Here is a 25315-nt window from a genome sequence, read left to right as displayed (position 1 = left end):
CGCCGAAGCTGTTTTGGCGGATTTGAGATGATTTTCAGCGTGATACAGATTAATCAGTGCGTCATATGACGGGCTGGTAAAACAGAATTTGCCTGGCGGCGATAGCGCGGTGGTCCCACCTGACCCCATGCCGAACTCAGAAGTGAAACGCCGTAGCGCCGATGGTAGTGTGGGGTCTCCCCATGTGAGAGTAGGGAACTGCCAGGCATCAAATAGAACGAAAGGCTCAGTCGGAAGACTGGGCCTTTTGTTTTTGTGTTTTGCGGCCAGACGCGCCGCCGTCTCCCCCGGTGGCGCTGCGCTTACCGGGGCTACAGTCCTGTAGCCCGGAAAAGGTGCGCAGCACCGCCTCCGGGGAAAGCCGCTGTCATAGCAACGTAAACGAAAGGCTCAGTCGGAAGACCGGGCCTTTTGTTTTTGTGTTTTGCGGCCAGACGCGCCGCCGTCTCCCCCGGTGGCGCTGCGCTTACCGTGGCTACCAACCCGTAGCCCGGAAAAGGTGCGCAGCACCGCCTCCGGGGAAAGCCACTGTCATAGCAACGTAAACGAAAGGCTCAGTCGGAAGACCGGGCCTTTTGTTTTGGTGTTTTATGGTCAGACGCGCCGCCGTCTTCCCCGGTGACGCTGCGCTTACCGGGGCTACAGTCCCGTAGCCCGGAAAAGGTGCGCAGCACCGCCTCCGGGGAAAGCCGCTGCCATATCAACGTAAACAAAGGCTCAGTCGGAAGACCGGGCCTTTTGTTTTGGTGTTTTATGGCCAGACGCGCCGCCATCACCCCCGGTGGCGCTGCGCTTACCGGGGCTACCGCTCCTTCCCCGGGCTACACCGCCTCCGGGAAAACATCCTATCTCTAAACTACGATTGCTTTTCTAACCAACTCGCAATAAACGTCGCGATCTGTGGGATATTATTTAAATCCAACAGCGGAAGTGACGTCGCGATGGGCACATCGCTGGCCACGGCGATCGTATGTTCATCAACCACCAACTCTTCTACACGATGTCCGCTGTTTTGCCGGAAAAGAAGGATCTTCGGCACAGGTTCATGCTTAAAGCCCTCCACCAAAACGAAATCCAACTTGCTCGAATCCATTCTGCTTACCAGCCATTGAAGGTCTAATTCAGGCTCATCTGGGGTTTCTGTCATCAGCGCCCAGCGCTGCTTACTGGCGACAATGGTTTGTGAAGCGCCAGCTTTGCGCAACTCATAACTATCCTTGCCCGGCTTATCGACATCCATATCGTGATGAGTGTGCTTAATCAGCCCCGGCCGCAACCCTTTGGCGCAGAGTTCAGGAATAAGACGCTTTAATAATGTTGTTTTCCCGGTACCGCTCCATGCGGCGATCGCCAGTAAGGGGATCATGATGGCTCCTGCATCTGCTGTAAATCATCCAACGTATTCACATTGATGAATGCTGATTTCACATCGCTGAAATTCACCGGGTGCCCACCCACCTGGCGCATAAAGACCATCACCCGGCGTTCTCCATGAGCAAGATAAGTCTCCAGTTCCGGTATGATTTGACGATGAACTAATGCAACGGCGGGATGATCTCGCTCGCCATCGTGTGCCCAAACCACCGGTGACGAGGCTTTCTGTTGTACAAAACGCTCGACCAGAAAAGAGGGGATGAACGGCGTGTCGCAGGGGCAAAAAACAAACCAGGGGCTATCTACCTGCTGCATAACGGCAAGCATTCCGGCCAGTGGACCTGGGTAATCATTCTGCGTATCGCGATATACCGGATATCCGCTGGCATGCCAGCGCTCAAGATGACGGTTAGCGCTAATCACTAACCTTGCTACCTGCGGCTCTAATGTATCCGCAACGTGACGCCAGAGAGGACGACCATTCAGCAGCTGCAATCCCTTATCAACACCGCCCATGCGCGTAGCTCTTCCACCCGCCAGCACGACGCCGGTTATTGCCTCGCTTTGCATATTAATATCGCCTCTTTCATTGTGGGATTGACCCTGTTAACTTGTCCCTATCAAGAGTAAGGAGCATGACTATGAAATGTAAACGCCTGAATGAAGTAATTGAGCTTCTCCAGCCTGCCTGGCAAAAAGAACCTGAACTGAACCTGATGCAATTCTTGCAGAAACTGGCGGCTGAAGCAGGTTACAAAGGTGAACTGGCCGATCTTTCTGATGATATTCTGATTTATCACCTGAAGATGCGTGATTCATCGAAAGAGGCCGTCATCCCGGGTATACAGAAAGATTATGAAGAGGATTTCAAAACCGCACTACTACGCGCGCGCGGTGTTATTAAAGAGTAAAAGGTTGTAAGTGCTGCCGCGAAACCGGCTACGAGATGATATCCTGAAGCATTCGTACGATTATCGGATGTCAGGATGCACGATAAGGCTTTTACTTTTCAGACGCTTCACCCGGATACCATCATTGATGGATTATTCGATCTGGGAATGCGGGTCGACTCCGGTCTGACTCCGCTTAATAGCTATGAGAACCGTGTTTACCAGTTTCAGGACGAAGATCGCCGCCGCTACGTGGTGAAGTTCTATCGTCCTGAACGCTGGTCTGCAGAACAGATCCTCGAAGAACACCAGTTTGCGCTTCAGCTCGTAGAGGATGAAGTGCCCGTTGCCGCGCCGCTCTTATTTAACGACAGCACGCTACATCAACATCAGGGATTCTTCTTTGCCGTCTTCCCAAGCCTCGGCGGCCGCCAGTTCGAAGCAGATAATCTTGACCAAATAGAATGGGTCGGGCGCTATCTTGGCCGCCTGCACCAGACCGGTCGTAAGCAGCGTTTTAATGCGCGTCCGGAAATTGGCGTACAAGAATATCTGTTGGAACCACGCCAGGTATTTGAACAGGCGACGCTTATTCCATCTGGCCTGAAGGCTGATTTCCTGGGTGCGGCTGATAAACTCATCGATGCCGTCCGGTCGCAGTGGCACGGGCGTGCGGATACGCTTCGTCTGCATGGCGACTGCCACGCCGGCAATATCCTGTGGCGCGATGGGCCGCTGTTTGTTGATTTAGATGATGCCCGCACCGGCCCGGCAGTACAGGATCTCTGGATGCTGCTGAATGGCGATAAAGCCGAACAGCGCATGCAGCTGGAGACCATCATTGAGGCCTATGAAGAATTCAGTCCCTTCAACACGGACGAAATCGCTCTCATCGAACCTTTACGCGCCATGCGTTTAGTTTATTATCTGGCGTGGCTGCTCAGGCGTTGGGACGATCCTGCTTTCCCTATAAATTTCCCATGGTTAACCGGGGAAGATTATTGGCGCGGGCAGACTGCAACATTTCTTGAGCAGGTGAAGGTTCTGCAGGAACCCCCTCTTCAGTTAACGCCAATGTATTAATGTGATATATCAGGAGAGAAATAATCATGAAAAAAATTTGGCTGGCGCTGGCTGGTATGATTCTGGCTTTCAGTGCATCCGCTGCCCAGATCACCGACGGCAAGCAGTACACCACCCTTGATAAGCCGGTTGCAGGCGAACCTCAGGTCCTTGAGTTCTTCTCATTCTACTGCCCGCACTGCTATCAGTTTGAAGAAGTGCTGCACGTTTCCGACAACGTACGTCAGAAACTGCCGGAAGGCACCAAAATGACCAAGTATCACGTTGAATTCCTGGGCCCGTTGGGTAAAGACCTGACCCAAGCGTGGGCTGTGGCGATCGCGCTGGGCGTTGAAGATAAAATTACCGCGCCGATGTTTGAAGCGGTACAGAAAACTCAAACCGTTCAGTCCACTGCTGACATCCGTAAAGTCTTCGTTGATGCGGGCGTTAAAGGTGAAGATTACGACGCGGCATGGAACAGCTTTGTGGTGAAGTCTCTGGTCGCACAGCAAGAGAAAGCCGCAGCCGATTTACAGCTGCAGGGCGTTCCGGCGATGTTTGTTAATGGTAAATACCAGCTGAACCCGCAGGGTATGGATACCAGCAACATGGACGCGTTTGTTTCTCAGTACGCAGATACTGTGAAACAACTGGTTGAAAAGAAATAAAAAAAATGCCGGTCACTGACCGGCTTTTTTTATCGACTAAATAGTTACGACTTTTCGTTACCCTGCATAATGTCAGTGAGCTGACGATCTTTTTCTTCCCAAAGCCCATTCAGCCAGCGCTGGAAACCACGCTTAAAGTTTTTATCATTGACGTAATCACCGTGTAATTCCTCGCCAATCGGCACCAGATTAATACGTACCACGATACGCGTCAGGCGACCGCTTAACATATCGTAAAACGGCCTGGTATTATTGTCCGGATAGCACAGCGTAACGTTCAGTAGCTTATCGAACTGTGCGCCGAGGACGTTTAACGCCATTGCTATGCCCGCAGCTTTAGGCGGCAGTAGGTTGTGGTAAGGCGAGCGCGTCTCGCGCTTCTTTTCTGCGGTAAACCTTGAGCCTTCGACGAAATTGACGATGGTAGTCGGATGAGAACGGAATTTTTCACATGAGCGGCGAGTCGTTTCGACGTCTTTACCGCGGCGTTCCGGATGGCGCAGTAAGTAGCCGCGCGAATAACGGCGCATAAAAGGCATATCAAGCGCCCAGCAGGCCAGGCCGATAAACGGTACCCAGGCCAACTGCTGCTTGAGAAAATACTTATTCATTGGGATATGTTTGCGAAACAGGACGCAAAGTACCACGATATCCGCCCAGCTGTGATGATTGCTGATAAGCAGATACCAGTTCTTTTTATTCAGCCCTTCCAGCCCCTGAACATCCCATTTCAACCATGGGTTGAGATGCAGCAGCAGCGCCAGTCCTTCGCACCAGCAATACATCATGAAATTGCAAAAAACAGAAATAGAACGCCAAACCGCCGGGATAGGTACCAGCAGTTTAATCAGCCCGGCGATGATAATCGGCACGGAACAGATAATGGTGACTAAGATGGTAAGGGCGATACTCAGCGGGAGTGTTATCGCAGCGAGAAATCTCGACATAGTTAGTTTATTCAGAAAGTTAGGCCGGCAAAGAACGTTCTTAAACCGCGCAAGGGGCTGATTTTACCAGAAAACGCGGCAAATAACGGGTCTTACCAGAACAGAAAAAAACGCGAATCTTATATCCACATGGAACATTGAGTCATCATGAAGCATATATAGCCTTGGGTGCATAATTAATGCATTGATATATAATGATTTATAAGATTCTTTGTTACATGGTTTAGGCTTTTTTGGCTGAGGCGATAAAACTATGCACAAAGTTATCCACAGATAATATTGTGCAGCGATTCACCTCTGCGATGAATCTTTTCGGCTAAATGCGGGAAAAATTCAGGATTTCATGCCCGTCTGTGGCATCCTTTACCCATAATCTGATAAACAGGCACGGAAATTATGGTTCAGATCCCAGAAAACCCTCTCATCCTCGTCGACGGCTCCTCTTATCTATACCGGGCTTACCACGCCTTCCCGCCGCTAACCAATAGCGCAGGGGAGCCTACCGGCGCAATGTACGGCGTGCTGAATATGCTGCGTAGCCTGATCCTGCAGTATCAGCCGACGCATGCCGTCGTGGTATTTGATGCCAAAGGGAAAACCTTCCGTGACGAATTGTTTGAGCACTACAAATCACATCGTCCGCCGATGCCGGACGATCTACGCGCGCAGATCGAACCTCTGCACAAGATGGTGAAGGCGATGGGGCTGCCGCTGATGGCGGTGCCTGGCGTTGAAGCGGATGACGTTATCGGCACACTGGCTCGCGAAGCGGAAAAAGTGGGCCGTCCGGTACTGATCAGCACCGGCGATAAAGATATGGCTCAGCTGGTGACACCGGGCATTACCTTAATCAACACCATGACCAACACTATTCTCGGCCCGGAAGAGGTCGTGAATAAGTACGGCGTACCGCCGGAACTGATTATTGATTTCCTGGCGCTGATGGGCGACTCCTCAGATAACATACCTGGCGTCCCGGGCGTTGGGGAAAAAACGGCGCAGGCGCTACTGCAGGGATTGGGTGGTCTGGATGCGCTCTATGCGGAACCAGAAAAAATCGCCGGGCTGACCTTCCGCGGCGCGAAAACGATGGCGGCGAAGCTGGAGCAGAACAAAGAGGTGGCCTACCTCTCTTATCAACTCGCCACAATAAAAACCGATGTGGAGCTGGATCTCGGCTGCGAAGAGCTGTTAGTTGCGCAGCCGGCGGCAGATGAGCTGCTGGCGTTGTTTAAGCAATATGAATTCAAACGTTGGATCACCGATGTCGAATCCGGCAAATGGCTACAGGGGAAAGGCGCTAAACCAGCGGCGAAACCAGCTGAAGCTGCGGTGATTGTGGAAGAAGAGGCCGCCGCGACGCTCTCTGCCGAGCACTATGTGACGATCCTGGATGAAGCGACGCTGGTTGAATGGATTGCCAAACTGAAGAAAGCGCCGCTATTCGCTTTTGATACCGAAACGGATAGCCTCGATAACATTTCCGCCAATATGGTTGGTCTGTCATTCGCGATTGAGCCTGGCGTCGCGGCTTATGTGCCGGTGGCCCATGATTATCTCGACGCGCCGGATCAGATCCCACGTGAACGCGTGCTGGAGCTGCTCAAGCCGCTGCTGGAAGATGACAAGGTGCTAAAAGTAGGGCAAAACCTGAAGTACGATCGCGGCATCCTGGCCAACTACGACATTGAACTGCGTGGTATTGCCTTCGACACCATGCTGGAATCCTACACCCTCGACAGCGTCGCGGGTCGACATGATATGGATAGCCTGTCCGATCGCTGGTTGAAACACAAAACCATCACCTTTGAAGAGATTGCCGGTAAGGGAAAAAATCAGCTTACCTTCAATCAGATCGCGCTGGAAGAGGCCGGTCGTTACGCCGCGGAGGATGCAGACGTGACGCTGCAACTGCATCTGAAGATGTGGCCGCAACTGCAGCAGCATGAAGGCCCGCTGAATATCTTTAAAAATATCGAGATGCCGCTGGTGCCGGTGCTGTCGCGGGTTGAGCGCAACGGCGTGAAGATCGATCCGGCGGTGCTACATGCGCATTCGCAGGAGATCGCTAAGCGTCTGGTTGAGCTGGAACAACGCGCCCATGAGATTGCCGGTGAGGAGTTCAACCTCTCTTCTACCAAACAGTTACAAACCATCCTGTTTGAAAAGCAGGGCATCAAGCCGCTGAAGAAAACGCCAGGCGGCGCGCCGTCGACTTCTGAAGAGGTGCTGGAGGAACTGGCGCTGGATTATCCGCTGCCGAAGGTGATCCTCGAGTATCGCGGGCTGGCGAAGCTGAAATCGACTTATACCGATAAGCTGCCGCTGATGATTAACCCAAAAACCGGCCGTGTTCATACCTCTTATCATCAGGCGGTAACCGCGACCGGGCGGCTCTCTTCGACCGATCCTAACCTGCAGAATATTCCGGTGCGTAATGACGAAGGACGCCGCATTCGTCAGGCGTTTATCGCGCCTGAGGATTACCTGATTGTGTCTGCCGACTATTCGCAGATTGAGCTGCGCATCATGGCGCACCTGTCGCGCGATGAAGGGCTGCTGAAGGCTTTTGCGGAAGGTAAGGATATTCACCGCGCCACCGCGGCAGAGGTGTTTGGCCTACCGCTGGAAAGCGTCAGTAATGAACAGCGCCGTAGCGCGAAGGCGATTAACTTCGGCCTGATTTACGGCATGAGCGCATTTGGGCTGGCGCGTCAGCTGAATATTCCGCGTAAAGAAGCGCAGAAGTATATGGACCTCTATTTCGAGCGCTATCCGGGCGTACTGGACTATATGGAACGTACCCGCGCGCAGGCGAAAGAGCAGGGCTATGTCGAAACGCTGGAAGGGCGCCGTCTGTACCTGCCGGATATCAAATCCAGCAATGGCGCCCGCCGCGCGGGCGCGGAACGAGCGGCTATCAACGCTCCGATGCAGGGAACGGCGGCGGATATTATTAAGCGGGCGATGATTGCCGTTGATGACTGGCTGCTGAGCGAAAAACCGCGCGTGCGGATGATCATGCAGGTGCACGATGAACTGGTGTTTGAAGTGCACAAAGACGATCTGGACAGCGTATCGAAGAAGGTGCATGAGTTAATGGAAAACAGTACCACCCTGGCCGTGCCGTTATTAGTGGAAGTCGGTAGCGGCGAAAACTGGGATCAAGCGCACTAAGTGGGCAATCTGTAAGGCTCTTTTTTGTAAGTAAGCAACATAACTTATAGATTTTTGTGATGGTCATTTGAATTTGTTATGTAAATAGTGAAAAAAAACTACAAAAAGTGCTTTATCCATAACCGAAAGAAGAGTAAAGTTATTCGCGTAGGGTACAGAGGTAAGATGTTCTATCTTTCAGACCTTTTACTTCACGTAATCGGATTTGGCTGAATATTTTAGCCGCCCCGGTCATTTATGACCGGGGCGTTTTTTATTGCGCGAAAGAAAAGTTTTACGTGCTGACAACAGCGCAAAATGAACGTCCGGATAGGGCGCTGGGCGCCATTATCCGGAAAAAGCGGGGGTTACTCTGCGTCTTCGGCGGCTTCTTGCGGCGGGATTTCGTTAAACCAGCTATCCAGCTTCTGACGCAACTTATCCACGCCAGATTTTTTCAGCGAAGAGAAAGGTTCAACCTGGATATCGCCATTGAAGGCCAGTACCGCTTCACGCACCATATTGACCTGCGCTTTACGCGCGCCGCTGGCGAGCTTATCGGCTTTGGTTAGCAGCACCAGCACCTGAATATCGCTTTCTACCGCCCACTCGATCATCTGCTGATCGAGATCTTTCAGCGGATGACGAATATCCATCAATACCACCAGGCCTTTCAGGCACAGACGTTTTTCAAGATACTCACCCAGCGCTTTCTGCCATTTGATTTTCATCTCTTCCGGCACCTGCGCGTAGCCATAACCCGGCAAGTCGACCAGGCGTTTACCTTCCGCAACCTCAAACAGGTTGATAAGCTGGGTACGACCCGGCGTTTTTGACGTACGCGCCAGGCTTTTCTGGTTAGTCAGCGTATTAAGGGCGCTGGATTTGCCCGCATTTGAGCGGCCAGCGAATGCCACTTCGATTCCGGTATCGGATGGAAGATGGCGGATATCAGGCGCGCTCGTAACAAAATGCGTCTGTTGATAATTCCAGTTGGTCAAGACTGTCGTCTCCGTAAAATCAGGCTATAGCGGGGATTATACCTGAAAGGCAGAAAAAGGCTGTTTTTACCGCACGCCGTTACTGTAAGTAAAAACCATACGCTTTGTGAGACATTGCCCATAAGGACTATACGAAATTTGTGAGAAAAACCTGACGTCAAATTCATAGATCACCGTTAAATCATGCTGTTACAGGAAACTCCATATCCTTAAGCTATCTTTTCATCCTACAGGTGGTTGTCGATTTCCGGCAAAACGGTAAAGTAGTGGGCAAAGGCGAGGAAGCCAGAGGATTACGACTCAGGACGAGGGGTCAGGAGCGCCAGGAGGCGAAGACCAGGATTGTCAGGATGACAAACGTCTGGAGACGTTTTAAAAGGGAAAGGGATAGAACAAGGACCGTTGGAAGCTAAGGGAAAGACAGGGTAAGTCGATAGCTGACATGGAAAGTGGAAACCCGTTAAGGGTTGTGAGTGCGGAAAAAGGCGACAGATTAATCTGTCGCCTTTTTTCTTTGCTTGCTTTCTGCTAGATTCCGCCTCAATTCTATACTGAAGAAAACTGTCTGAAGATCACACATCATGAAAAAACCGGCATCCGCATCGCGCGGTAAAGCACGTGGTAAGTCGCGTGAAGAGTTGAACCAGGAAGCACGCGACCGTAAACGTCAGAAAAAACACCGCGGCCATGCCGCAGGCAGCCGCGCCAGCGGCGGCGATGCTGCTTCAGCAAGCAAAGGTCGCAGCCAGCAGCAGGACCCACGTATTGGCAGCAAAAAACCGATCCCGCTGGGCGTGACTGAAAGCACCCCGGCCGTTAAGCAGCACAAACCGAAGAGCGAGAAACCTATGCTTTCACCGCAGGCTGAGCTGGATTTGCTGGAGAATGATGAGCGCCTGGACGCGCTGCTGGAACGTCTGGAAGAGGGCGGTACCCTGAATGCTGAAGAGCAGGCCTGGGTCGATGCCAAACTGGATCGTATTGACGCGCTGATGCAGCAGCTTGGCCTCTCCTATGACGACGACGAGGACGAGGAAGAAGAAGAGCGTCAGGAAGATATGATGCGTCTGCTGAAGGGTGGAAACTAACGTTTGCATCCCATCGGATTCCCGGTCCTGCTTATAACCCTTCTGGTTATATGTTATCTGCTGTGGTTATTCGTTAAACTAAGACGGTTGTCGCGGCGTCAAAAATGGCTGCGCAACCGGCTCATGACCCGAGGTGCGGTTGGGCCGGCACGACGTACCCGTCGGCGGCATCATCGGAAGGAGTGAGCATGTCTGAGCAGTTAATCGACTGGGATCTGGCCCTTATCCAGAAATATAACTATTCCGGGCCGCGATATACCTCGTATCCCACCGCGCTGGAGTTTTCTCCGGCGTTCGGCGCTGCTGATTTTGCCGCCGCCGTCGCCCGCTACCCGCAGCGCCCGCTGTCGCTGTACGTCCATATCCCGTTCTGCCATAAGCTCTGCTATTTCTGCGGCTGTAATAAGATTGTCACCCGTCAGCAGCATAAGGCCGATCAGTATCTTGATGTCCTTGAGCAGGAAATTATTCACCGCGCGCCGCTTTTTGCCGGCCGTCAGGTTAGCCAGCTGCACTGGGGCGGCGGTACGCCAACCTATCTCAACAAAGCGCAAATCAGCCGCTTGATGAATCTGCTGCGCGACCACTTTAACTTCAACGCCGATGCGGAAATCTCAATTGAGGTTGATCCGCGTGAAATCGAACTGGATGTACTGGATCATTTACGATCCGCAGGGTTCAACCGTCTGAGCATGGGGGTGCAGGATTTCAATAAAGAAGTACAGCGCCTGGTGAACCGTGAACAAGATGAAGAATTCATCTTTGCGCTGCTGCGTCATGCGCGTGAGATTGGCTTCACATCGACCAACATCGATTTGATTTACGGTCTGCCGAAGCAAACGCCGGAAAGCTTTGCCTTCACGCTGCAGAAAGTGGCTGAACTCAACCCGGACCGTCTGAGCGTCTTTAACTACGCGCATCTGCCAACGTTATTCGCTGCGCAGCGCAAAATTAAAGACGCGGATTTACCGAGCGCAGAGCAGAAACTGGATATCCTGCAGGAAACCATCGCTTCGCTTACCGACGCTGGCTATCAGTTTATCGGCATGGACCACTTTGCCCGGCCGGACGATGAACTGGCGATTGCCCAGCGCGAAGGCGCGCTGCACCGCAACTTCCAGGGATACACCACCCAGGGCGATACCGATCTGCTCGGAATGGGCGTGTCGGCGATCAGTATGATTGGCGACTGCTACGCGCAGAACCAGAAAGAGCTGAAACAGTATTACCAACAGGTCGATGAAAGCGGTACCGCGCTGTGGCGGGGTATTGCGTTAACCCGCGATGATTGTATCCGCCGGGATGTCATTAAGGCCCTGATTTGCAACTTCCGTCTTGAGTTCGCGGCGGTTGAAGCGCAGTGGGATCTTATCTTCAACGATTACTTTGCCGAAGATATGAAATTGCTGGCGCCGCTGGCGAAAGACGGGCTGGTGGATGTGGATGAAAAAGGAATACAGGTCACGGCAAAAGGCCGTCTGTTGATTCGTAACATCTGTATGTGCTTCGATGCCTATCTGCGGCAGAAAGCGCGCCTGCAGCAGTTCTCTCGCGTTATTTAAGCGAATCCCGGTGAGCCAGCTCACCGGGCGTTCATTTCGCCGCTAAGACCGGTGTTATTCCATTCCCAGCTCTTTTAGCTTCCGTGTTAACGTATTTCGCCCCCAGCCCAGCAGGCGAGCGGCTTCCTGCTTATGCCCTTGCGTATGACGCAGCGCGGTGGTGAGCAATGCACGCTCCATCTCCGGCTGCGCTTCTGATAGCAGGTTTTGATGACCGGAACGCAGGGCGCGGTCAGCCCATTGCCCCAGCAGCGTCGCCCAGCTATCCGGTTGGATCTGCGTTGGGCTATCGGGAATCGACGTTTCGAACAGCTCAGACGGCAGATCCTGGGTCAATACCTCCTGGCCTGCTGCCATCACCGTTAGCCAGCGACAGGTGTTCTCCAGCTGTCGTACGTTACCGGGCCAGGCCAACCGCGTCAGCGCCGCTTCCGTTTCCGGATGCAGCTGCTTGGCTTCGACGCCCAGTTCGCGGGCGGCAATCTGCAGGAAGTGGCGCGCCAGGCGCGGAATATCTTCCCGGCGTTCGCGCAGCGGCGGCAAATGTACGCGAATCACGTTCAGGCGATGGAACAAATCTTCACGGAATTTTCCTTCCTGCACGCGTAGCTCAAGGTTCTGGTGGGTCGCGGCAATAATCCGCACATCGACTTTCACCGGCGCATAACCGCCAACGCGATAAAATTGACCGTCAGCCAGCACACGCAGCAGTCGCGTCTGAACATCCAGCGGCATATCGCCAATTTCATCAAGGAACAGCGTACCGCCATCGGCCTGCTCAAAACGCCCCTGACGGACGGTATTGGCGCCGGTAAAAGCTCCTTTTTCATGGCCGAATAGTTCCGATTCAATCAAATCTTTCGGAATGGCCGCCATGTTAAGGGCGATAAACGGCGATTTGGCGCGTGGACTGTGGCGATGCAGCGCGTGGGCGACCAGCTCTTTACCGGTACCTGATTCGCCGTTGATCAGTACGCTGATTGAGGAGCGTGACAGTCGGCCAATGATGCGAAACACATCCTGCATCGCCGGCGCTTCGCCAATAATATCGGCCGTCGGGCTGCTGACCGGCGTATTACGCGGCTGCTGCTGCTCCTGATAATGGCTAATCGCACGGTCAACCAGCGCGACAGCCTCATCAATATCAAAAGGTTTCGGCAGGTAATCAAAGGCCCCCTGCTGATAGGCGCTGACGGCGGCATCGAGATCCGAGTGCGCGGTCATAATGATGACCGGAAGCATCGGATGGCGTTGTTTAATCTGCTTTAACAGCGCCAGGCCGTCCATCCCAGGCATGCGAATGTCGGAAAGTAAAACGTCCGGCGTTTTGGTAGTGAGGGCATCAAGCACCTCATTGCCGCTCTCAAACGTGGTGCAGCTTAAACCCGCTCCGGTGAGTGCGCGTTCAAGCACCCAACGGATGGAGCTATCGTCATCGACTACCCAGGCTATCCCTCGTTGCATAAACACCTCTATTTCCGAATAGGCAGGTATACCGAGAACTCGGTATGGCCAGGCCAACTGGTAAATTCAATTTTGCCGGAGTGCTGATCGATAAGACTGCGGGCGATGGAAAGCCCAAGACCGGTACCGCCTTCGCGGCCGCTGACCATGGGGTAAAACAGCGTATCCTGCAGATGGGGCGGGATACCGGGCCCGTTATCTTCCACGTCGATACGCGCCGCCAGACGGTAACGTACGCCGTGGAGCGTGAGCTGAAAGGCGGTTCGGGTGCGCAGGATGATTTCGCCGCCCTCGGGCCCCAGGGCCTGCAGCGCGTTGCGCACGATATTCAGCAGCACTTGCTCGATTTGTTCCGGGTCGTGGGCCAGCTCAGGCAGGCTCGGGTCGTAATCGCGGATCAATTTGACGTTATCCGGCAGCTCCATGGAGACCAGCGCCACCACGCGCTCCGCGACTTTATGAATGCTTTCCGTGATGTGCATACCGGGATGCTGCGGCCCCAGCAGGCGATCGACCAGGTTACGTAACCTGTCGGCCTGTTCAATAATCACCTGGGTATATTCCATCAGCGCGGGATCCGGTAGCGCTTTACTCAATAGCTGCGCCGCGCCGCGCAGGCCGCCGAGCGGGTTTTTAATCTCATGCGCCAGACCGCGCACTAAATCGCGCGCCGCCACCTGCTGAGCATGCTGCAGCTGTTCCTGGCTCAAACGACGCTGGTTATCCATCGGCGACATCTCAAGCAGGATATAGCCTTCAGGCAGGCGCTGAGCGGTGAGGGAGAGAATGTGCGAGCGGCCGTCAATCACCAGCGTCACTTCGTTATCCGTGAAGCCCTGACCCGCCTGCAGGCTCTCCTGCATCAGGCCAATGTTTAACGAAAAGTAGCTCAGCAATTCTGGCAGCGGCGTACCGAATAATTTACGCGAGCTTTGCGCCAGTAACTGCTGGGCTGCCGGGTTGGCATAATGCACCGCGAGGTCGTCATCGACTAATAAGATACTGTGGATCAGCGAGTTGAGGATCTGCCCAGCATCGGGCTGTGTGCCTGTTGCCATCTGACAGTCTCCTGAAATGGTTGCACTATTTTAGTGCAGTATAGCTTTTTATTGGTAAAAAGCGCGAGAGATCAGCGTGTTGCTGGTGAAAAAAGCCCATCCTGAGATGGGCTGAAAGTTTCCACGGCAACAAAACATCCCTGGTATCCCGTGCCACAACACGGGAACACCATGGATTTACAGCAAAATCAGACGCTGTAGTACAGTTCGAACTCAACCGGGTGCGGAGTCATACGTACGCGGTCGTTTTCTTCAATGCGCAGGGCGATGTAAGCATCGATAGCTTCGTCAGTGAAGACGCCGCCTGCGGTCAGGAACTCGCGGTCTGCATCCAGAGCCTGCAGGGCTTCTTCCAGAGAACCGGCAACCTGCGGGATTTCTTTCGCTTCTTCCGGCGGCAGATCGTACAGGTTTTTGTCCATCGCATCGCCAGGATGGATTTTGTTTTTAATACCGTCGAGGCCGGCCATCAGCAGCGCGGCAAAGCACAGGTACGGGTTGGCAGCCGGGTCCGGGAAGCGTACTTCGATACGACGCGCTTTCGGCGAGGCGACCACTGGAATACGGATGGAAGCAGAGCGGTTACGGGCGGAGTAAGCCAGCATGACCGGCGCTTCGTAACCCGGGACCAGACGCTTGTAGGAGTTGGTGGTCGGGTTCGCCAGGGCGTTGATCGCTTTAGCGTGCTTAATAACACCGCCGATGTAGTGCAGCGCTTGCTCAGACAGGCCCGCGTATTTGTCGCCGGAGAACAGGTTTACGCCGTTCTTGGACAGGGACATGTGGCAGTGCATGCCGGAACCGTTATCGCCAAACATTGGTTTTGGCATGAAGGTCGCGGTTTTACCGAAACGGTGAGCGACGTTGTGTACAACGTATTTGTAGATCTGAATTTCGTCCGCTTTTTTGGTCATGGTGTTGAAACGGGTGGCGATTTCGTTCTGACCTGCAGTTGCCACTTCGTGGTGGTGAGCTTCAACAACCAGGCCCATCTCTTCCATGATCATACACATGGTAGAACGGATGTCCTGAGAGGAGTCTACCGGCGGAACCGGGAAGTAACCACCTTTCACGCCCGGACGGTGGCCTTTGTTGCCGCCTTCGTATTTGGTAGAAGAGTTCCATGCGCCTTCGATATCGTCAATGGCTACGTGGGAACCAGAGATGGATGCGCCAAAGCGGATGTCATCGAACAGGAAGAATTCTGGTTCCGGCCCGAACAGAACGGTGTCGGCGATGCCGGTGGCGCGCAGGTATTCTTCAGCGCGCTTGGCGATAGAGCGCGGGTCGCGGTCGTAGCCCTGCAGGGTGCCTGGTTCCAGGATATCGCAGCGGATGATCAGCGTAGGTTCTTCGTAGAACGGGTCGATCAGCGCCGTGGTGGCATCCGGCATCAGGACCATGTCGGATTCGTTAATACCTTTCCAACCGCCAATCGAGGAGCCATCAAACATTTTGCCTTCTTCAAAGAATTCGGCATTTACCTGATGGGAAGGAATCGTGACGTGCTGTTCTTTACCTTTGGTATCGGTGAAGCGCAGATCGACAAACTTCACTTCGTGCTCGTTCAGCATCGTCAAAACGTGTTCAGCGGACATACTTAAACTCTCCCGGATTGGTCATTGTCGTCGTGGTAACGAACTTCTTACTACTTAAAAGTGGCGTTGTTGCCTTAAAAAATATAAAGCGAAATCTGTGCCAACTTTTAAAAGTACGGTAAAACGCTGTATCATGCGCACCATAGTGCAAAAGGACTGCACCATGATGGAGATAATGCACCAAAATAGTGCCTCGATGTGAACATTGAGCACCATTTTGGTGCAATTTTTATTACGGTGCCCTTTTATCGCTCCGTGAAAGCGATCACAAACAAACTCTGCAATACTTGTTTGCGGAGGATCTTTGTGATCCTGTTCAGTCCTTCGCTTAATACGTGTACAATAACGCGCTATTTCTAATGCCTGAGGCAAAGTTGTGATCGAAAATCTGCGTAATATCGCCATCATCGCGCACGTCGACCATGGTAAAACTACCCTGGTTGATAAGCTGCTACAGCAATCCGGTACGTTCGACGCACGTACTGAAGCACAAGAACGTGTGATGGACTCCAACGATTTGGAGAAAGAGCGTGGGATTACCATCCTCGCTAAAAACACTGCAATCAAATGGAATGATTACCGTATCAACATCGTTGATACCCCAGGGCACGCCGACTTCGGAGGTGAAGTTGAGCGTGTTATGTCCATGGTTGACTCTGTGCTGCTGGTGGTTGATGCCTTTGATGGCCCGATGCCGCAGACGCGCTTTGTTACCAAAAAAGCGTTTGCTCACGGTCTGAAGCCGATCGTGGTCATCAACAAAGTTGACCGTCCGGGCGCGCGTCCGGATTGGGTTGTCGACCAGGTATTCGACCTGTTCGTTAACCTCGACGCGACCGACGAACAGCTGGACTTCCCGATCGTTTACGCTTCCGCGCTGAACGGTATCGCGGGTCTGGACCACGAAGACATGGCTGACGACATGACCCCGCTGTACCAGGCGATTGTTGACCGTGTACCGGCGCCGGACGTTGACCTTGACGGTCCGCTGCAGATGCAAATCTCCCAGCTCGACTACAACAACTACGTTGGCGTAATCGGCATTGGTCGCATCAAGCGCGGTAAAGTGAAGCCGAACCAGCAGATCACTATCATCGATAGCGAAGGGAAAACCCGTAACGGTAAAGTTGGTAAAGTACTGACTCACCTGGGTCTCGAGCGTATCGAGAGCGACGTAGCCGAAGCTGGCGACATCATCGCGATCACCGGTCTGGGCGAGCTGAACATCTCCGACACCATCTGCGACCCGCAGAACGTCGAAGCGCTGCCGGCGCTGTCTGTTGATGAGCCGACCGTATCTATGTTCTTCAACGTCAACACCTCTCCGTTCTGCGGTAAAGAAGGTAAGTTCGTTACCTCTCGCCAGATCCTGGACCGTCTGAACAAAGAGCTGGTGCACAACGTTGCGCTGCGCGTTGAAGAAACCGAAGACGCCGATGCGTTCCGCGTTTCTGGTCGTGGTGAACTGCACCTGTCCGTTCTGATTGAAAACATGCGTCGTGAAGGTTTCGAGATGGCGGTTTCCCGTCCGAAAGTTATCTTCCGCGAAATCGATGGCCGTAAACAAGAGCCGTTCGAGAACGTGACGCTGGACGTCGAAGAGCAGCACCAGGGTTCTGTCATGCAGGCGCTGGGTGAGCGTAAAGGCGACCTGAAAAACATGAATCCAGACGGCAAAGGCCGCGTACGTCTCGACTACGTGATCCCAAGCCGTGGTCTGATCGGCTTCCGTTCAGAGTTCATGACCATGACTTCCGGTACCGGTCTGCTGTACTCCACCTTCAGCCACTACGACGACGTTCGTCCGGGCGAAGTGGGCCAGCGTAACAACGGCGTACTGATCTCTAACGGTCAGGGTAAAGCGGTTGCGTTCGCACTGTTCGGCCTGCAGGATCGCGGTAAGCTGTTCCTCGGCCACGGCGCTGAAGTTTACGAAGGTCAAATTATCGGTATTCACAGCCGTTCTAATGACCTGACGGTAAACTGCCTGACCGGTAAGAAACTGACTAACATGCGTGCGTCCGGTACTGACGAAGCAACGGTTCTGGTTCCGCCGGTTAAGATGACCCTGGAGCAGGCTCTGGAGTTCATCGATGACGACGAACTGGTAGAAGTTACTCCGACGTCTATCCGTATCCGTAAACGTCACCTGACCGAGAACGACCGTAAACGCGCTATGCGCGGTGCAAAAGAAGAGTAATTACCCTTCTTGCTACCCTTCAAACCTCGCCTCTCCGGCGGGGTTTTTTTATGCCTGTTCCTCATGCTTATCACCTGGGCGGCGCCAGTGTCGCTCCGGGAGAGAGCTCGGTCACAATTATTCTTAAAGCTTGCGACAGCAATTGCTTTCTTTTTTTGCTCAAGAGTAAGATGAGTTATCTGGTTTAAACCAAATGGATTAAACAATGACGAATAACCCATCCACTGTGGAAAATGCGAAAGAGAAACTGGACCTGTGGTTAAAGCAGGGGCTGACGGTATCGGGTGGAAAATTGCCGTCCGAGCGCGAGCTGGGCGAGTTGCTCGGTATCAAGCGTATGACCCTGCGCCAGGCGCTGCTCAGCCTGGAGGCGGAATCAAGAATATTTCGTAAAGACCGTAAAGGCTGGTTTGTCGCCCAGCCGCGTTTTAACTATAGCCCGGAGCTTTCCGCCAGCTTTCAGCGGGCAGCGATTGAACAGGGCAGAGAACCGTCGTGGGGTTTTATCGAAAAGGTACGGACGACGGAGTATCCCGACGTCGCAGAAGCTCTTGTTGCCACCTGTCCTGCGCATGATTTATATCTGATAACCGGCTGGGGGGCATTAGAAGGACATAAAGTTTTTTATCATGAAACGTTTATCAACCCGAATGTTGCGCCGGAGTTTATTACCAGGCTAAAGAACCAATCTTTTTCTTCCGTTTGGGAGAAGAATTATCATAAAAATGTTGTTATTAAAAAATTAGCCTTCAGGCCAGTAAGAATGCCCGGCGATGTAAGTAAATTCATTGGCGGCTCTGCCGGTATGCCCGCTATTCTGATAGAAAAACATCGTGCCGATAGTGCAGGTAATATCGTGCAAATAGATCTCGAGTATTGGCGATTTGAGGCTGTGGATCTCTTTATTAACTTGTAGGTATTTTATGCTCACTAAAGATAACGCTGAGAAGATCCTTTCTCGCATTGATAATATTCCTCTTTATCTTCATGCATATGCATATCACCTGAATATGCGGCTGGAGAGAATTTTACCGGCTGATTTACTGAAAATTGCGAATAGCCATCATTTAAAAGGTGTGAAAATTCATGTCCTCGATGGCGAGCGTTACTCTCTTAGCTGTATGGATAATATGCAGTTGGCCGCTTTTGGCGAGCAGGCAAAAGCGTTACGGTTGGATATCCATATAGAAACCAGCGCCTCCGATAAAGAGACCATCGATCAAGCCGTCGCTATCGCATTAAAGACCGGGGCAACCTCCGTTCGTTTTTATCCCCGTTACGAAGGGCCTTTAAAGGAAGTTCTGGCAAGAATTACGGCTGATATTCAATATATTAAAGAGGCGTATAGCCAATCTGGACTCACTTTTACCATTGAACAACATGAAGATTTAAAAAGCGCCGAGTTGGTCAATCTGATTAAACAAAGCGAGATGCCGTCGCTATCGCTGCTTTTTGATTTTGCCAATATGATCAATGCCAATGAACGACCGCTTGAGGCGTTGGCAGTGATGTCACCCTATGTCACTCAGGTTCACATTAAAGATGCCTGTATCATTGCGGAAAACGGTGGGCTTGGGCACCGGGCCTGTAACTCAGGTCTGGGTGATATGCCGTTTAAGGCGCTGCTGACTGAGTTAATTTGTCTGGGCCAGGAGCAACCACAGGTGATGGCGTACGGACTGGAAGAAGAAGTTGATTATTACGCGCCACCTTTCCGCTTTGCGACTGAAGGCGATAACCCGTGGATCCCGTGGCGACAAATGAGCGAAACGCCTCTGCCTGATACAACGCAACTTGAAACCCGGCTGGATAAAGAAAAACAGGATGCGATCGCCCAGTTAAATTTTGTCATGGACACTTTACGCGATATAAAAAATGATGCACTGAAAGTTCTTGCACGCTAACTTTTAATTACATTTGGTATTTATGATCGCTATTTTTTAGAATGGCGAAATGTTCCATGTCCTTAAATAAAATGATGTTAAGTCATCAGGGGATCTTATGCTCACAAGAAAGAAATGGGCTATATTTAGCCTGTTAACGCTTTGTGGTGGTACCATTTATAAACTGCCTTCATTAAAAGACGCATTTTATATACCGATGCAGGATTATTTTCATTTGACCAACGGTCAGATTGGTAATGCCATGTCGGTAAACTCAGTAGTGACAACCATCGGTTTTTTCTTGTCAATTTACTTTGCTGATAAACTTCCGCGTCGCTACACCATGTCATTTTCACTGATAGCGACGGGATTATTAGGTATCTATCTGACAACGATGCCTGGCTATTGGGGCATTCTATTTGTCTGGGCATTATTTGGCGTCACCTGCGACATGATGAACTGGCCGGTATTGTTAAAATCGGTGAGTCGGTTAGGGAATAGCGAACAGCAGGGGCGTTTATTTGGCTTCTTCGAAACGGGGCGCGGAATTGTCGATACCGTTATCGCATTTTCCGCATTAGCTATTTTCACCTGGTTTGGCAGTGGCTTACTGGGTTTTAAAGCCGGCATTTGGTTCTATGCCATTATTGTCATTGTTGTAGGCATCTTGCTGTTTTTCATGCTTAAGCAAAAGGATGAGCCGACGCCCGCCGCTGATGAAGGCGCCACAAAGCAACAAACCAGCATCTCTTCGGTGCTGAAAGACAAAACTATCTGGCTGATTGCCTTCAATGTGTTCTTTGTTTACGCCGTTTACTGTGGCCTCACCTTCTTTATCCCGTTCCTGAAGAACATCTACATGCTGCCAGTAGCCCTGGTTGGCGCCTACGGCATTATTAACCAGTACTGTTTAAAAATGATCGGTGGTCCAATTGGCGGTTTAATTGCCGATAAGATCCTCAAATCGCCAAGTAAATATCTCTTTTATACCTTCTGTATCAGTACGATGGCTTTAGTCGCGTTAATTCTGTTACCGCACGAAAGTATGCCGGTCTATCTGGGTATGGTGTGTACTCTCGGGTTCGGCGCAATTGTTTTTACGCAACGAGCCGTGTTTTTTGCCCCGATTGGGGAAGCGAAAATCGCTGAAAACCAGACGGGCGCGGCGATGGCGCTGGGGAGCTTCATTGGCTATGCACCGGCGATGTTTTGCTACAGCCTGTACGGCTACATTCTCGATCTCAATCCGGGTCTGGTGGGGTACAAGATAGTCTTTGGCATCATGGCCTGCTTCGCTTGCGCCGGCGCGTTCGTTTCGGTGATGCTGGTTAAACGCATCAACCGCAGAAAGAATATGTTGGAAACCGCATTGGTCTGATTTTAAGGGATCTGCCATTTCACCAAAGCCGCAGATATGCGGCTTTGGTCGTTTTTGCGCCTGAGATGTCTTGAATCGTTTCCGGTTTGTTCATAGTCAAACCTCTTCTTTCCCGCTACAGTTAATCTTCAACGGCGCGGAAGGAGACAAAAATGCTCTATATCTTTGATTTAGGTAATGTGATTGTCGACATTGACTTCAACCGGGTGCTCGGAACGTGGAGCGATTTGACCCGCATCCCGCTGGCGACGCTAAAGCAAGACTTTATCATGGGCGATGCCTTCCACCAGCATGAACGCGGGGAGATCAGCGACGAAGAGTTTGCCGCCGCGATGTGCCACGAAATGAACATGCCGCTGAGCTATGAACAGTTCGCCCACGGCTGGCAGGCCGTTTTTGTCGCCTTGCGTCCAGAAGTTACCGACATCATGCAAAAACTTCGCGACCAGGGGCATCGCGTGGTAGTGCTCTCGAACACCAACCGATTACATACCACTTTCTGGCCAAGTGAATATCCGCAAGTGCGTGCTGCCGCCGATCATGTATACCTCTCACAAGAGATGGGGATGCGCAAACCCGAAACGCGTATCTATCAAAGCGTGCTGCAGGCAGAAGGATTTTCGCCGCAAGAAGCGGTCTTTTTTGACGATAACGCCGATAATATAGCTGGGGCTAATCAGTTGGGGATCACCAGTATTCTGGTCACGGGTAAGGAGACCATCCCCAATTACTTTGCGAAGCAGCTATGCTAAAAAGCGTTCATCAAAAAACCAAATACCATACCAGGCCTCTGGTGGCCTGGCTTAAGCTGCTGTGGCGGCGAATTGAAGAAGACAACATGACGACGTTGGCGGGGAATCTGGCCTACGTGTCTTTACTTGCGCTGGTGCCGCTGATCGCCGTGGTTTTTGCCCTGTTTGCCGCCTTCCCGATGTTCTCCGACGTCAGCGTGCAGATCCGCCATTTTATCTTTGCCAACTTCATTCCGGCGACCGGCGATGTCATTCAGGGGTATATCGAACAGTTTGTGGCGAACTCCAGCAGGATGACGGCCGTCGGCGCCTTCGGGTTAATCGTCACCTCATTACTGCTGATGTACTCGATTGATAGCGCGTTGAACACCATCTGGCGCAGCAGTCGGACGCGGCCAAAAATCTATTCATTTGCGGTCTACTGGATGATCCTGACTCTTGGTCCGCTGTTGGCCGGCGCCAGTCTGGCAATCAGTTCCTATCTTCTCTCACTGCGCTGGGCCAGCGATCTCAATAGCGTCATTGACGATGTACTACGTATATTCCCGCTAATCTTATCGTGGGCGGCGTTCTGGATGCTTTATAGCATCGTGCCCACCACCCAGGTGCGCAATCGCGATGCGGTAATCGGTTCGCTGGTGGCGGCACTGCTTTTTGAAGCCGGTAAAAAGGCTTTTGCTCTATATATCACCATGTTTCCGTCATACCAGTTGATTTATGGCGTGATAGCGGTAGTGCCCATTTTATTTGTCTGGGTTTACTGGACCTGGTGTATCGTCTTGCTTGGCGCTGAAATAACTGTCACTCTCGGTGAATACCGCAAACTCAAAAAAGAAGAAACAGAACAACCATGATTGCATTAATTCAACGCGTATCCCGTGCAAGCGTTACCGTGGAGGGTGAAGTGACGGGTGAAATCGGTCCGGGATTGCTGGTGCTGCTGGGCGTCGAGAAAGACGATGACGAACAGAAGGCCAATCGTCTGTGTGAACGGGTGCTCGGCTATCGCATTTTCAGCGACGCCGAAGGCAAAATGAATCTTAATGTCCAGCAGGCGGGCGGCAGCGTGCTGGTGGTTTCGCAATTTACGCTGGCGGCCGATACCGAGCGCGGCATGCGCCCGAGTTTTTCCAAAGGCGCGGCGCCGGACAGAGCGGAAGCGCTGTATGAATACTTTGTTGAGCGCTGCCGTCAGCAAGAGATGAATACTCAGACCGGGAGATTCGCTGCGGATATGCAGGTCTCGCTGGTAAACGATGGTCCCGTGACCTTTTGGTTGCAGGTATGAGTCAGCTTCCGGGCAGGCTGCGGGTAACAAAAGAGAGTACAGCTATGTATCACCTTCGTGTACCGCAAACAGAAGAAGAGTTAGAAAGCTATTATCAGTTCCGCTGGGAGATGCTGCGTAAGCCGCTGCATCAGCCTAAAGGGTCGGAACGCGACGCCTGGGATGCCATGGCGCATCACCAGATGGTCGTCGATGAAGAGGGCAATCTGGTTGCCGTCGGTCGGCTGTATATCAATGCGGAGAATGAAGCCTCGATCCGTTTTATGGCCGTTCATCCTTCCGTTCAGGATAAAGGTTTAGGCACCCTTATGGCGATGACCCTTGAGTCAGTCGCCCGTCAGGAAGGGGTGAAGCGGGTGACCTGTAGCGCCCGTGAAGACGCGATGGAGTTTTTCTCTAAGCTGGGCTTTGTGAACCAGGGAGAAATCACCACGCCGACAACCACGCCGATTCGCCACTTTTTGATGATTAAACCCATTGCTTCACTGGATGATATCCTGCACCGCGGTGACTGGTGCGGCCAGCTGCAGCAGGCCTGGTATCAGCACATTCCGCTGAGCGAAAAGATGGGCGTGCGCATCCAGCAGTACACCGGGCAAAAATTTATCACCACCATGCCCGAAGCGGGGAATCAGAATCCGCACCATACTTTGTTTGCCGGCAGCCTGTTTTCGCTCGCCACCTTAACCGGCTGGGGGCTTATCTGGTTAATGCTGCGCGAGCGGCACCTTGGCGGCACGATTATCCTTGCCGATGCGCATATCCGTTACAGCAAGCCGATCAGCGGTAGGCCGAATGCGGTGGCCGATTTGGGCTCGCTAAGCGGCGATCTCGATCGCCTGGCGCGAGGGCGCAAGGCTCGCGTGCAGCTTCAGGTCGAACTGTTCGGTAACGATAAGCTGGGCGCCGTTTTTGAGGGTACCTATATCGTATTGCCCGCAAAGCCGTTTGGTTCTTATGAAGAGGGCGGGAACGAGGAAGAGTAACCCGCCTCCGGCATTATTATTGGCCTGGCGTTTGCGTACGCCAGGCGATATCGCGCATCGCCTGCCTTGCCGCGAGGCTTATCCCGCCTAACTGAAAGAAACCGTGAATGACGCCCAGATAGCGCTGACAGGTGCTTTCTATTCCCTGTGCTATTAGCCGCTGGTACAGCGCTTCTCCCTCATCGCGCAAAGGGTCAAATTCGGCCGTCAGGATATGAACCGGCGGCAGCCCGCTAAAATCTTCGCGCCACAGCGGACTGGCTTCCGGATGGGTAGCGGGTGTGGCCGCTAAATACATTTCGTAGCCGCTAAGCAGCGTATCCCGGGTAATGATGTAATCCTCGCCGTTGCTGGCGTAGCTTGCCATGCTGGCGGTAGCGTCGAGCATAGGGTAAATCAGGATAACCTGCGCAGGTTGCCATGCTCCCGCCGCTTTCAGGCGCAGAGCCGTGACCAGGGCGAGGTGGCCGCCGGCGCTGTCGCCGGCCAGCGTGATGCGCGCGGCGTCAACGCCAAGCCGCCGCGCATACCGATGGATAATGTTGGCGCCTCGTTCCGTATCATCGTGCGCCGCCGGAAAAGGGTACTCCGGGGCCAGGCGATACTGCACGGCGATCACCCGGCACCCACTGCACCAGGCAAGCTGGCGCAATTGGTTGTCATGGGTGGCAAAGCCGCCGCTCACAAAACAGCCGCCGTGGTAATACACCATGGTGGGTAGCAAGCCGTTGCTTTTTGGCGGCGAGACGACGCGAAAGGTTATGCCATCGAGCGTGATGTCTTCAACCTGCACACGCGTTTCCGTTTCCCCTGCGAGAACGGCGCTGGCGAGATAGCCGTTTCTCCGGTCATCAATACTCTGTTCTCGTGCTGATGGCCGCCCCGCAGCAATAAACTCCTCAACCAGCGAAGCAATACCTTTTTCCAACGTCATGGTAAGTCCCTTTTACTGGATTA

At 52.7% G+C, this 25315-nt stretch carries 22 protein-coding genes and 1 rRNA gene; 15 read left to right on the top strand and 8 right to left on the bottom strand.

Annotated elements, in window-relative coordinates:
* Nucleotides 1-91 precede the first annotated feature (91 nt).
* Nucleotides 92-207: ribosomal RNA gene (rrf, locus tag KGA69_RS05610) — 5S ribosomal RNA — on the top strand.
* Between the two features lie 649 nt (nucleotides 208-856).
* Here rrf and mobB read toward each other — a convergent pair.
* Together mobB and mobA are read right to left on the bottom strand one after the other, a co-directional pair.
* Entirely contained in the window at nucleotides 857-1366 is a 510-nt protein-coding gene (mobB, locus tag KGA69_RS05605; RefSeq protein WP_213292893.1) for a molybdopterin-guanine dinucleotide biosynthesis protein MobB, read from the bottom strand.
* On the bottom strand, nucleotides 1363-1944 hold the full coding sequence (gene mobA / locus KGA69_RS05600; protein WP_213292892.1) for a molybdenum cofactor guanylyltransferase MobA: 582 nt from the start codon (nucleotides 1942-1944) through the stop codon (nucleotides 1363-1365). The genes mobB and mobA overlap by 4 nt, the downstream gene beginning before the upstream one ends.
* A gap of 71 nt (nucleotides 1945-2015) precedes the next feature.
* Here mobA and KGA69_RS05595 point away from each other — a divergent pair, with 71 nt between their 5' ends.
* The 3 genes from KGA69_RS05595 (at nucleotide 2016) to dsbA (ending at nucleotide 3997) form a co-directional block, all read left to right on the top strand.
* Entirely contained in the window at nucleotides 2016-2285 is a 270-nt protein-coding gene (locus tag KGA69_RS05595; protein WP_015368982.1) for a YihD family protein, read from the top strand.
* Between the two features lie 75 nt (nucleotides 2286-2360).
* Entirely contained in the window at nucleotides 2361-3347 is a 987-nt protein-coding gene (locus tag KGA69_RS05590) for a serine/threonine protein kinase (protein WP_045395243.1), read from the top strand.
* Nucleotides 3348-3373: 26 nt separating this feature from the next.
* On the top strand, nucleotides 3374-3997 hold the full coding sequence (gene dsbA / locus KGA69_RS05585) for a thiol:disulfide interchange protein DsbA (protein ID WP_045395245.1): 624 nt from the start codon (nucleotides 3374-3376) through the stop codon (nucleotides 3995-3997).
* A 44-nt stretch (nucleotides 3998-4041) separates the two neighbouring features.
* Here the strand turns inward: dsbA and KGA69_RS05580 are convergent, their stop codons facing one another.
* The gene (locus tag KGA69_RS05580) at nucleotides 4042-4944 is read right to left on the bottom strand and encodes an acyltransferase (RefSeq protein WP_045395247.1); all 903 of its coding nucleotides are present in this window, start codon (nucleotides 4942-4944) and stop codon (nucleotides 4042-4044) included.
* A 396-nt stretch (nucleotides 4945-5340) separates the two neighbouring features.
* Between KGA69_RS05580 and polA the strand changes: the two genes are divergently transcribed.
* Nucleotides 5341-8121, top strand: a complete 2781-nt coding sequence (polA, locus tag KGA69_RS05575; protein ID WP_049060478.1) for a DNA polymerase I — start codon at nucleotides 5341-5343, stop codon at nucleotides 8119-8121.
* Between the two features lie 347 nt (nucleotides 8122-8468).
* Here the strand turns inward: polA and yihA are convergent, their stop codons facing one another.
* Nucleotides 8469-9101 (bottom strand): ribosome biogenesis GTP-binding protein YihA/YsxC, encoded by a 633-nt coding sequence (gene yihA / locus KGA69_RS05570; RefSeq protein WP_045395252.1) that lies wholly within the window; start codon nucleotides 9099-9101, stop codon nucleotides 8469-8471.
* Nucleotides 9102-9682: 581 nt separating this feature from the next.
* Between yihA and yihI the strand changes: the two genes are divergently transcribed.
* Both yihI and hemN read left to right on the top strand, forming a co-directional pair.
* On the top strand, nucleotides 9683-10189 hold the full coding sequence (yihI, locus tag KGA69_RS05565) for a Der GTPase-activating protein YihI (RefSeq protein ID WP_045395254.1): 507 nt from the start codon (nucleotides 9683-9685) through the stop codon (nucleotides 10187-10189).
* A gap of 188 nt (nucleotides 10190-10377) precedes the next feature.
* Nucleotides 10378-11751, top strand: coding sequence for an oxygen-independent coproporphyrinogen III oxidase (gene hemN / locus KGA69_RS05560; RefSeq protein WP_045395256.1), 1374 nt, complete (start codon nucleotides 10378-10380; stop codon nucleotides 11749-11751).
* Between the two features lie 54 nt (nucleotides 11752-11805).
* Here the strand turns inward: hemN and glnG are convergent, their stop codons facing one another.
* The 3 genes from glnG to glnA form a co-directional block, all read right to left on the bottom strand.
* Nucleotides 11806-13215, bottom strand: a complete 1410-nt coding sequence (gene glnG, locus KGA69_RS05555; RefSeq protein WP_015368973.1) for a nitrogen regulation protein NR(I) — start codon at nucleotides 13213-13215, stop codon at nucleotides 11806-11808.
* Nucleotides 13216-13223: 8 nt separating this feature from the next.
* On the bottom strand, nucleotides 13224-14273 hold the full coding sequence (gene glnL / locus KGA69_RS05550) for a nitrogen regulation protein NR(II) (protein WP_015368972.1): 1050 nt from the start codon (nucleotides 14271-14273) through the stop codon (nucleotides 13224-13226).
* Between the two features lie 188 nt (nucleotides 14274-14461).
* Nucleotides 14462-15871: a glutamate--ammonia ligase gene (gene glnA, locus KGA69_RS05545; RefSeq protein WP_015368971.1), complete on the bottom strand. Its 1410-nt coding sequence runs from the start codon at nucleotides 15869-15871 to the stop codon at nucleotides 14462-14464.
* Nucleotides 15872-16247: 376 nt separating this feature from the next.
* Here glnA and typA point away from each other — a divergent pair, with 376 nt between their 5' ends.
* The 8 genes from typA (at nucleotide 16248) to fabY (ending at nucleotide 24358) form a co-directional block, all read left to right on the top strand.
* Complete coding sequence (gene typA, locus KGA69_RS05540) at nucleotides 16248-18071, top strand: ribosome-dependent GTPase TypA (RefSeq protein WP_045378776.1); 1824 nt, start codon at nucleotides 16248-16250, stop codon at nucleotides 18069-18071.
* 205 nt (nucleotides 18072-18276) lie between these two features.
* Nucleotides 18277-18987: a GntR family transcriptional regulator gene (locus KGA69_RS05535; RefSeq protein WP_045395260.1), complete on the top strand. Its 711-nt coding sequence runs from the start codon at nucleotides 18277-18279 to the stop codon at nucleotides 18985-18987.
* 7 nt (nucleotides 18988-18994) lie between these two features.
* On the top strand, nucleotides 18995-19975 hold the full coding sequence (locus tag KGA69_RS05530) for a sugar phosphate isomerase/epimerase family protein (protein ID WP_045395262.1): 981 nt from the start codon (nucleotides 18995-18997) through the stop codon (nucleotides 19973-19975).
* 97 nt (nucleotides 19976-20072) lie between these two features.
* Complete coding sequence (locus KGA69_RS05525) at nucleotides 20073-21332, top strand: MFS transporter (RefSeq protein ID WP_045395264.1); 1260 nt, start codon at nucleotides 20073-20075, stop codon at nucleotides 21330-21332.
* 152 nt (nucleotides 21333-21484) lie between these two features.
* Nucleotides 21485-22084 carry a glucose-1-phosphatase gene (yihX, locus tag KGA69_RS05520; protein ID WP_045395266.1) on the top strand — a complete coding sequence of 200 codons (600 nt, stop codon included), beginning with the start codon at nucleotides 21485-21487 and terminating at the stop codon, nucleotides 22082-22084.
* Nucleotides 22078-22938 (top strand): virulence factor BrkB family protein, encoded by an 861-nt coding sequence (locus KGA69_RS05515; RefSeq protein WP_015368968.1) that lies wholly within the window; start codon nucleotides 22078-22080, stop codon nucleotides 22936-22938. Before yihX ends, KGA69_RS05515 begins: the two co-directional genes overlap by 7 nt.
* On the top strand, nucleotides 22935-23372 hold the full coding sequence (dtd, locus tag KGA69_RS05510) for a D-aminoacyl-tRNA deacylase (protein ID WP_015368967.1): 438 nt from the start codon (nucleotides 22935-22937) through the stop codon (nucleotides 23370-23372). Before KGA69_RS05515 ends, dtd begins: the two co-directional genes overlap by 4 nt.
* 44 nt (nucleotides 23373-23416) lie before the next feature.
* A complete protein-coding gene (fabY, locus tag KGA69_RS05505) occupies nucleotides 23417-24358 on the top strand; it encodes a fatty acid biosynthesis protein FabY (protein WP_015368966.1) in 942 nt (313 codons plus the stop codon).
* Nucleotides 24359-24374: 16 nt separating this feature from the next.
* Here the strand turns inward: fabY and KGA69_RS05500 are convergent, their stop codons facing one another.
* A complete protein-coding gene (locus tag KGA69_RS05500) occupies nucleotides 24375-25292 on the bottom strand; it encodes an alpha/beta hydrolase (RefSeq protein ID WP_063447505.1) in 918 nt (305 codons plus the stop codon).
* Nucleotides 25293-25315 lie beyond the last annotated feature (23 nt).

The sequence above is a fragment of the Klebsiella sp. A52 genome (genome assembly GCF_018388785.1).
GTDB lineage: Bacteria > Pseudomonadota > Gammaproteobacteria > Enterobacterales > Enterobacteriaceae > Klebsiella > Klebsiella aerogenes.
The sequence above is the reverse complement of the archived record's forward strand: the minus strand, read 5'-3'. Positions and strand labels throughout refer to the sequence as shown.

Coding starts and splice junctions, on each gene's coding strand:
- mobB (WP_213292893.1), bottom strand. CDS start 1,366: ATGATCCCCTTACTGGCGATCGCCGCATGGAGCGGTACCGGGAAAACA.
- mobA (WP_213292892.1), bottom strand. CDS start 1,944: ATGCAAAGCGAGGCAATAACCGGCGTCGTGCTGGCGGGTGGAAGAGCT.
- KGA69_RS05595 (WP_015368982.1), top strand. CDS start 2,016: ATGAAATGTAAACGCCTGAATGAAGTAATTGAGCTTCTCCAGCCTGCC.
- KGA69_RS05590 (WP_045395243.1), top strand. CDS start 2,361: ATGCACGATAAGGCTTTTACTTTTCAGACGCTTCACCCGGATACCATC.
- dsbA (WP_045395245.1), top strand. CDS start 3,374: ATGAAAAAAATTTGGCTGGCGCTGGCTGGTATGATTCTGGCTTTCAGT.
- KGA69_RS05580 (WP_045395247.1), bottom strand. CDS start 4,944: ATGTCGAGATTTCTCGCTGCGATAACACTCCCGCTGAGTATCGCCCTT.
- polA (WP_049060478.1), top strand. CDS start 5,341: ATGGTTCAGATCCCAGAAAACCCTCTCATCCTCGTCGACGGCTCCTCT.
- yihI (WP_045395254.1), top strand. CDS start 9,683: ATGAAAAAACCGGCATCCGCATCGCGCGGTAAAGCACGTGGTAAGTCG.
- hemN (WP_045395256.1), top strand. CDS start 10,378: ATGTCTGAGCAGTTAATCGACTGGGATCTGGCCCTTATCCAGAAATAT.
- glnG (WP_015368973.1), bottom strand. CDS start 13,215: ATGCAACGAGGGATAGCCTGGGTAGTCGATGACGATAGCTCCATCCGT.
- glnL (WP_015368972.1), bottom strand. CDS start 14,273: ATGGCAACAGGCACACAGCCCGATGCTGGGCAGATCCTCAACTCGCTG.
- glnA (WP_015368971.1), bottom strand. CDS start 15,871: ATGTCCGCTGAACACGTTTTGACGATGCTGAACGAGCACGAAGTGAAG.
- KGA69_RS05535 (WP_045395260.1), top strand. CDS start 18,277: ATGACGAATAACCCATCCACTGTGGAAAATGCGAAAGAGAAACTGGAC.
- KGA69_RS05530 (WP_045395262.1), top strand. CDS start 18,995: ATGCTCACTAAAGATAACGCTGAGAAGATCCTTTCTCGCATTGATAAT.
- KGA69_RS05525 (WP_045395264.1), top strand. CDS start 20,073: ATGCTCACAAGAAAGAAATGGGCTATATTTAGCCTGTTAACGCTTTGT.
- yihX (WP_045395266.1), top strand. CDS start 21,485: ATGCTCTATATCTTTGATTTAGGTAATGTGATTGTCGACATTGACTTC.
- KGA69_RS05515 (WP_015368968.1), top strand. CDS start 22,078: ATGCTAAAAAGCGTTCATCAAAAAACCAAATACCATACCAGGCCTCTG.
- dtd (WP_015368967.1), top strand. CDS start 22,935: ATGATTGCATTAATTCAACGCGTATCCCGTGCAAGCGTTACCGTGGAG.
- fabY (WP_015368966.1), top strand. CDS start 23,417: ATGTATCACCTTCGTGTACCGCAAACAGAAGAAGAGTTAGAAAGCTAT.
- KGA69_RS05500 (WP_063447505.1), bottom strand. CDS start 25,292: ATGACGTTGGAAAAAGGTATTGCTTCGCTGGTTGAGGAGTTTATTGCT.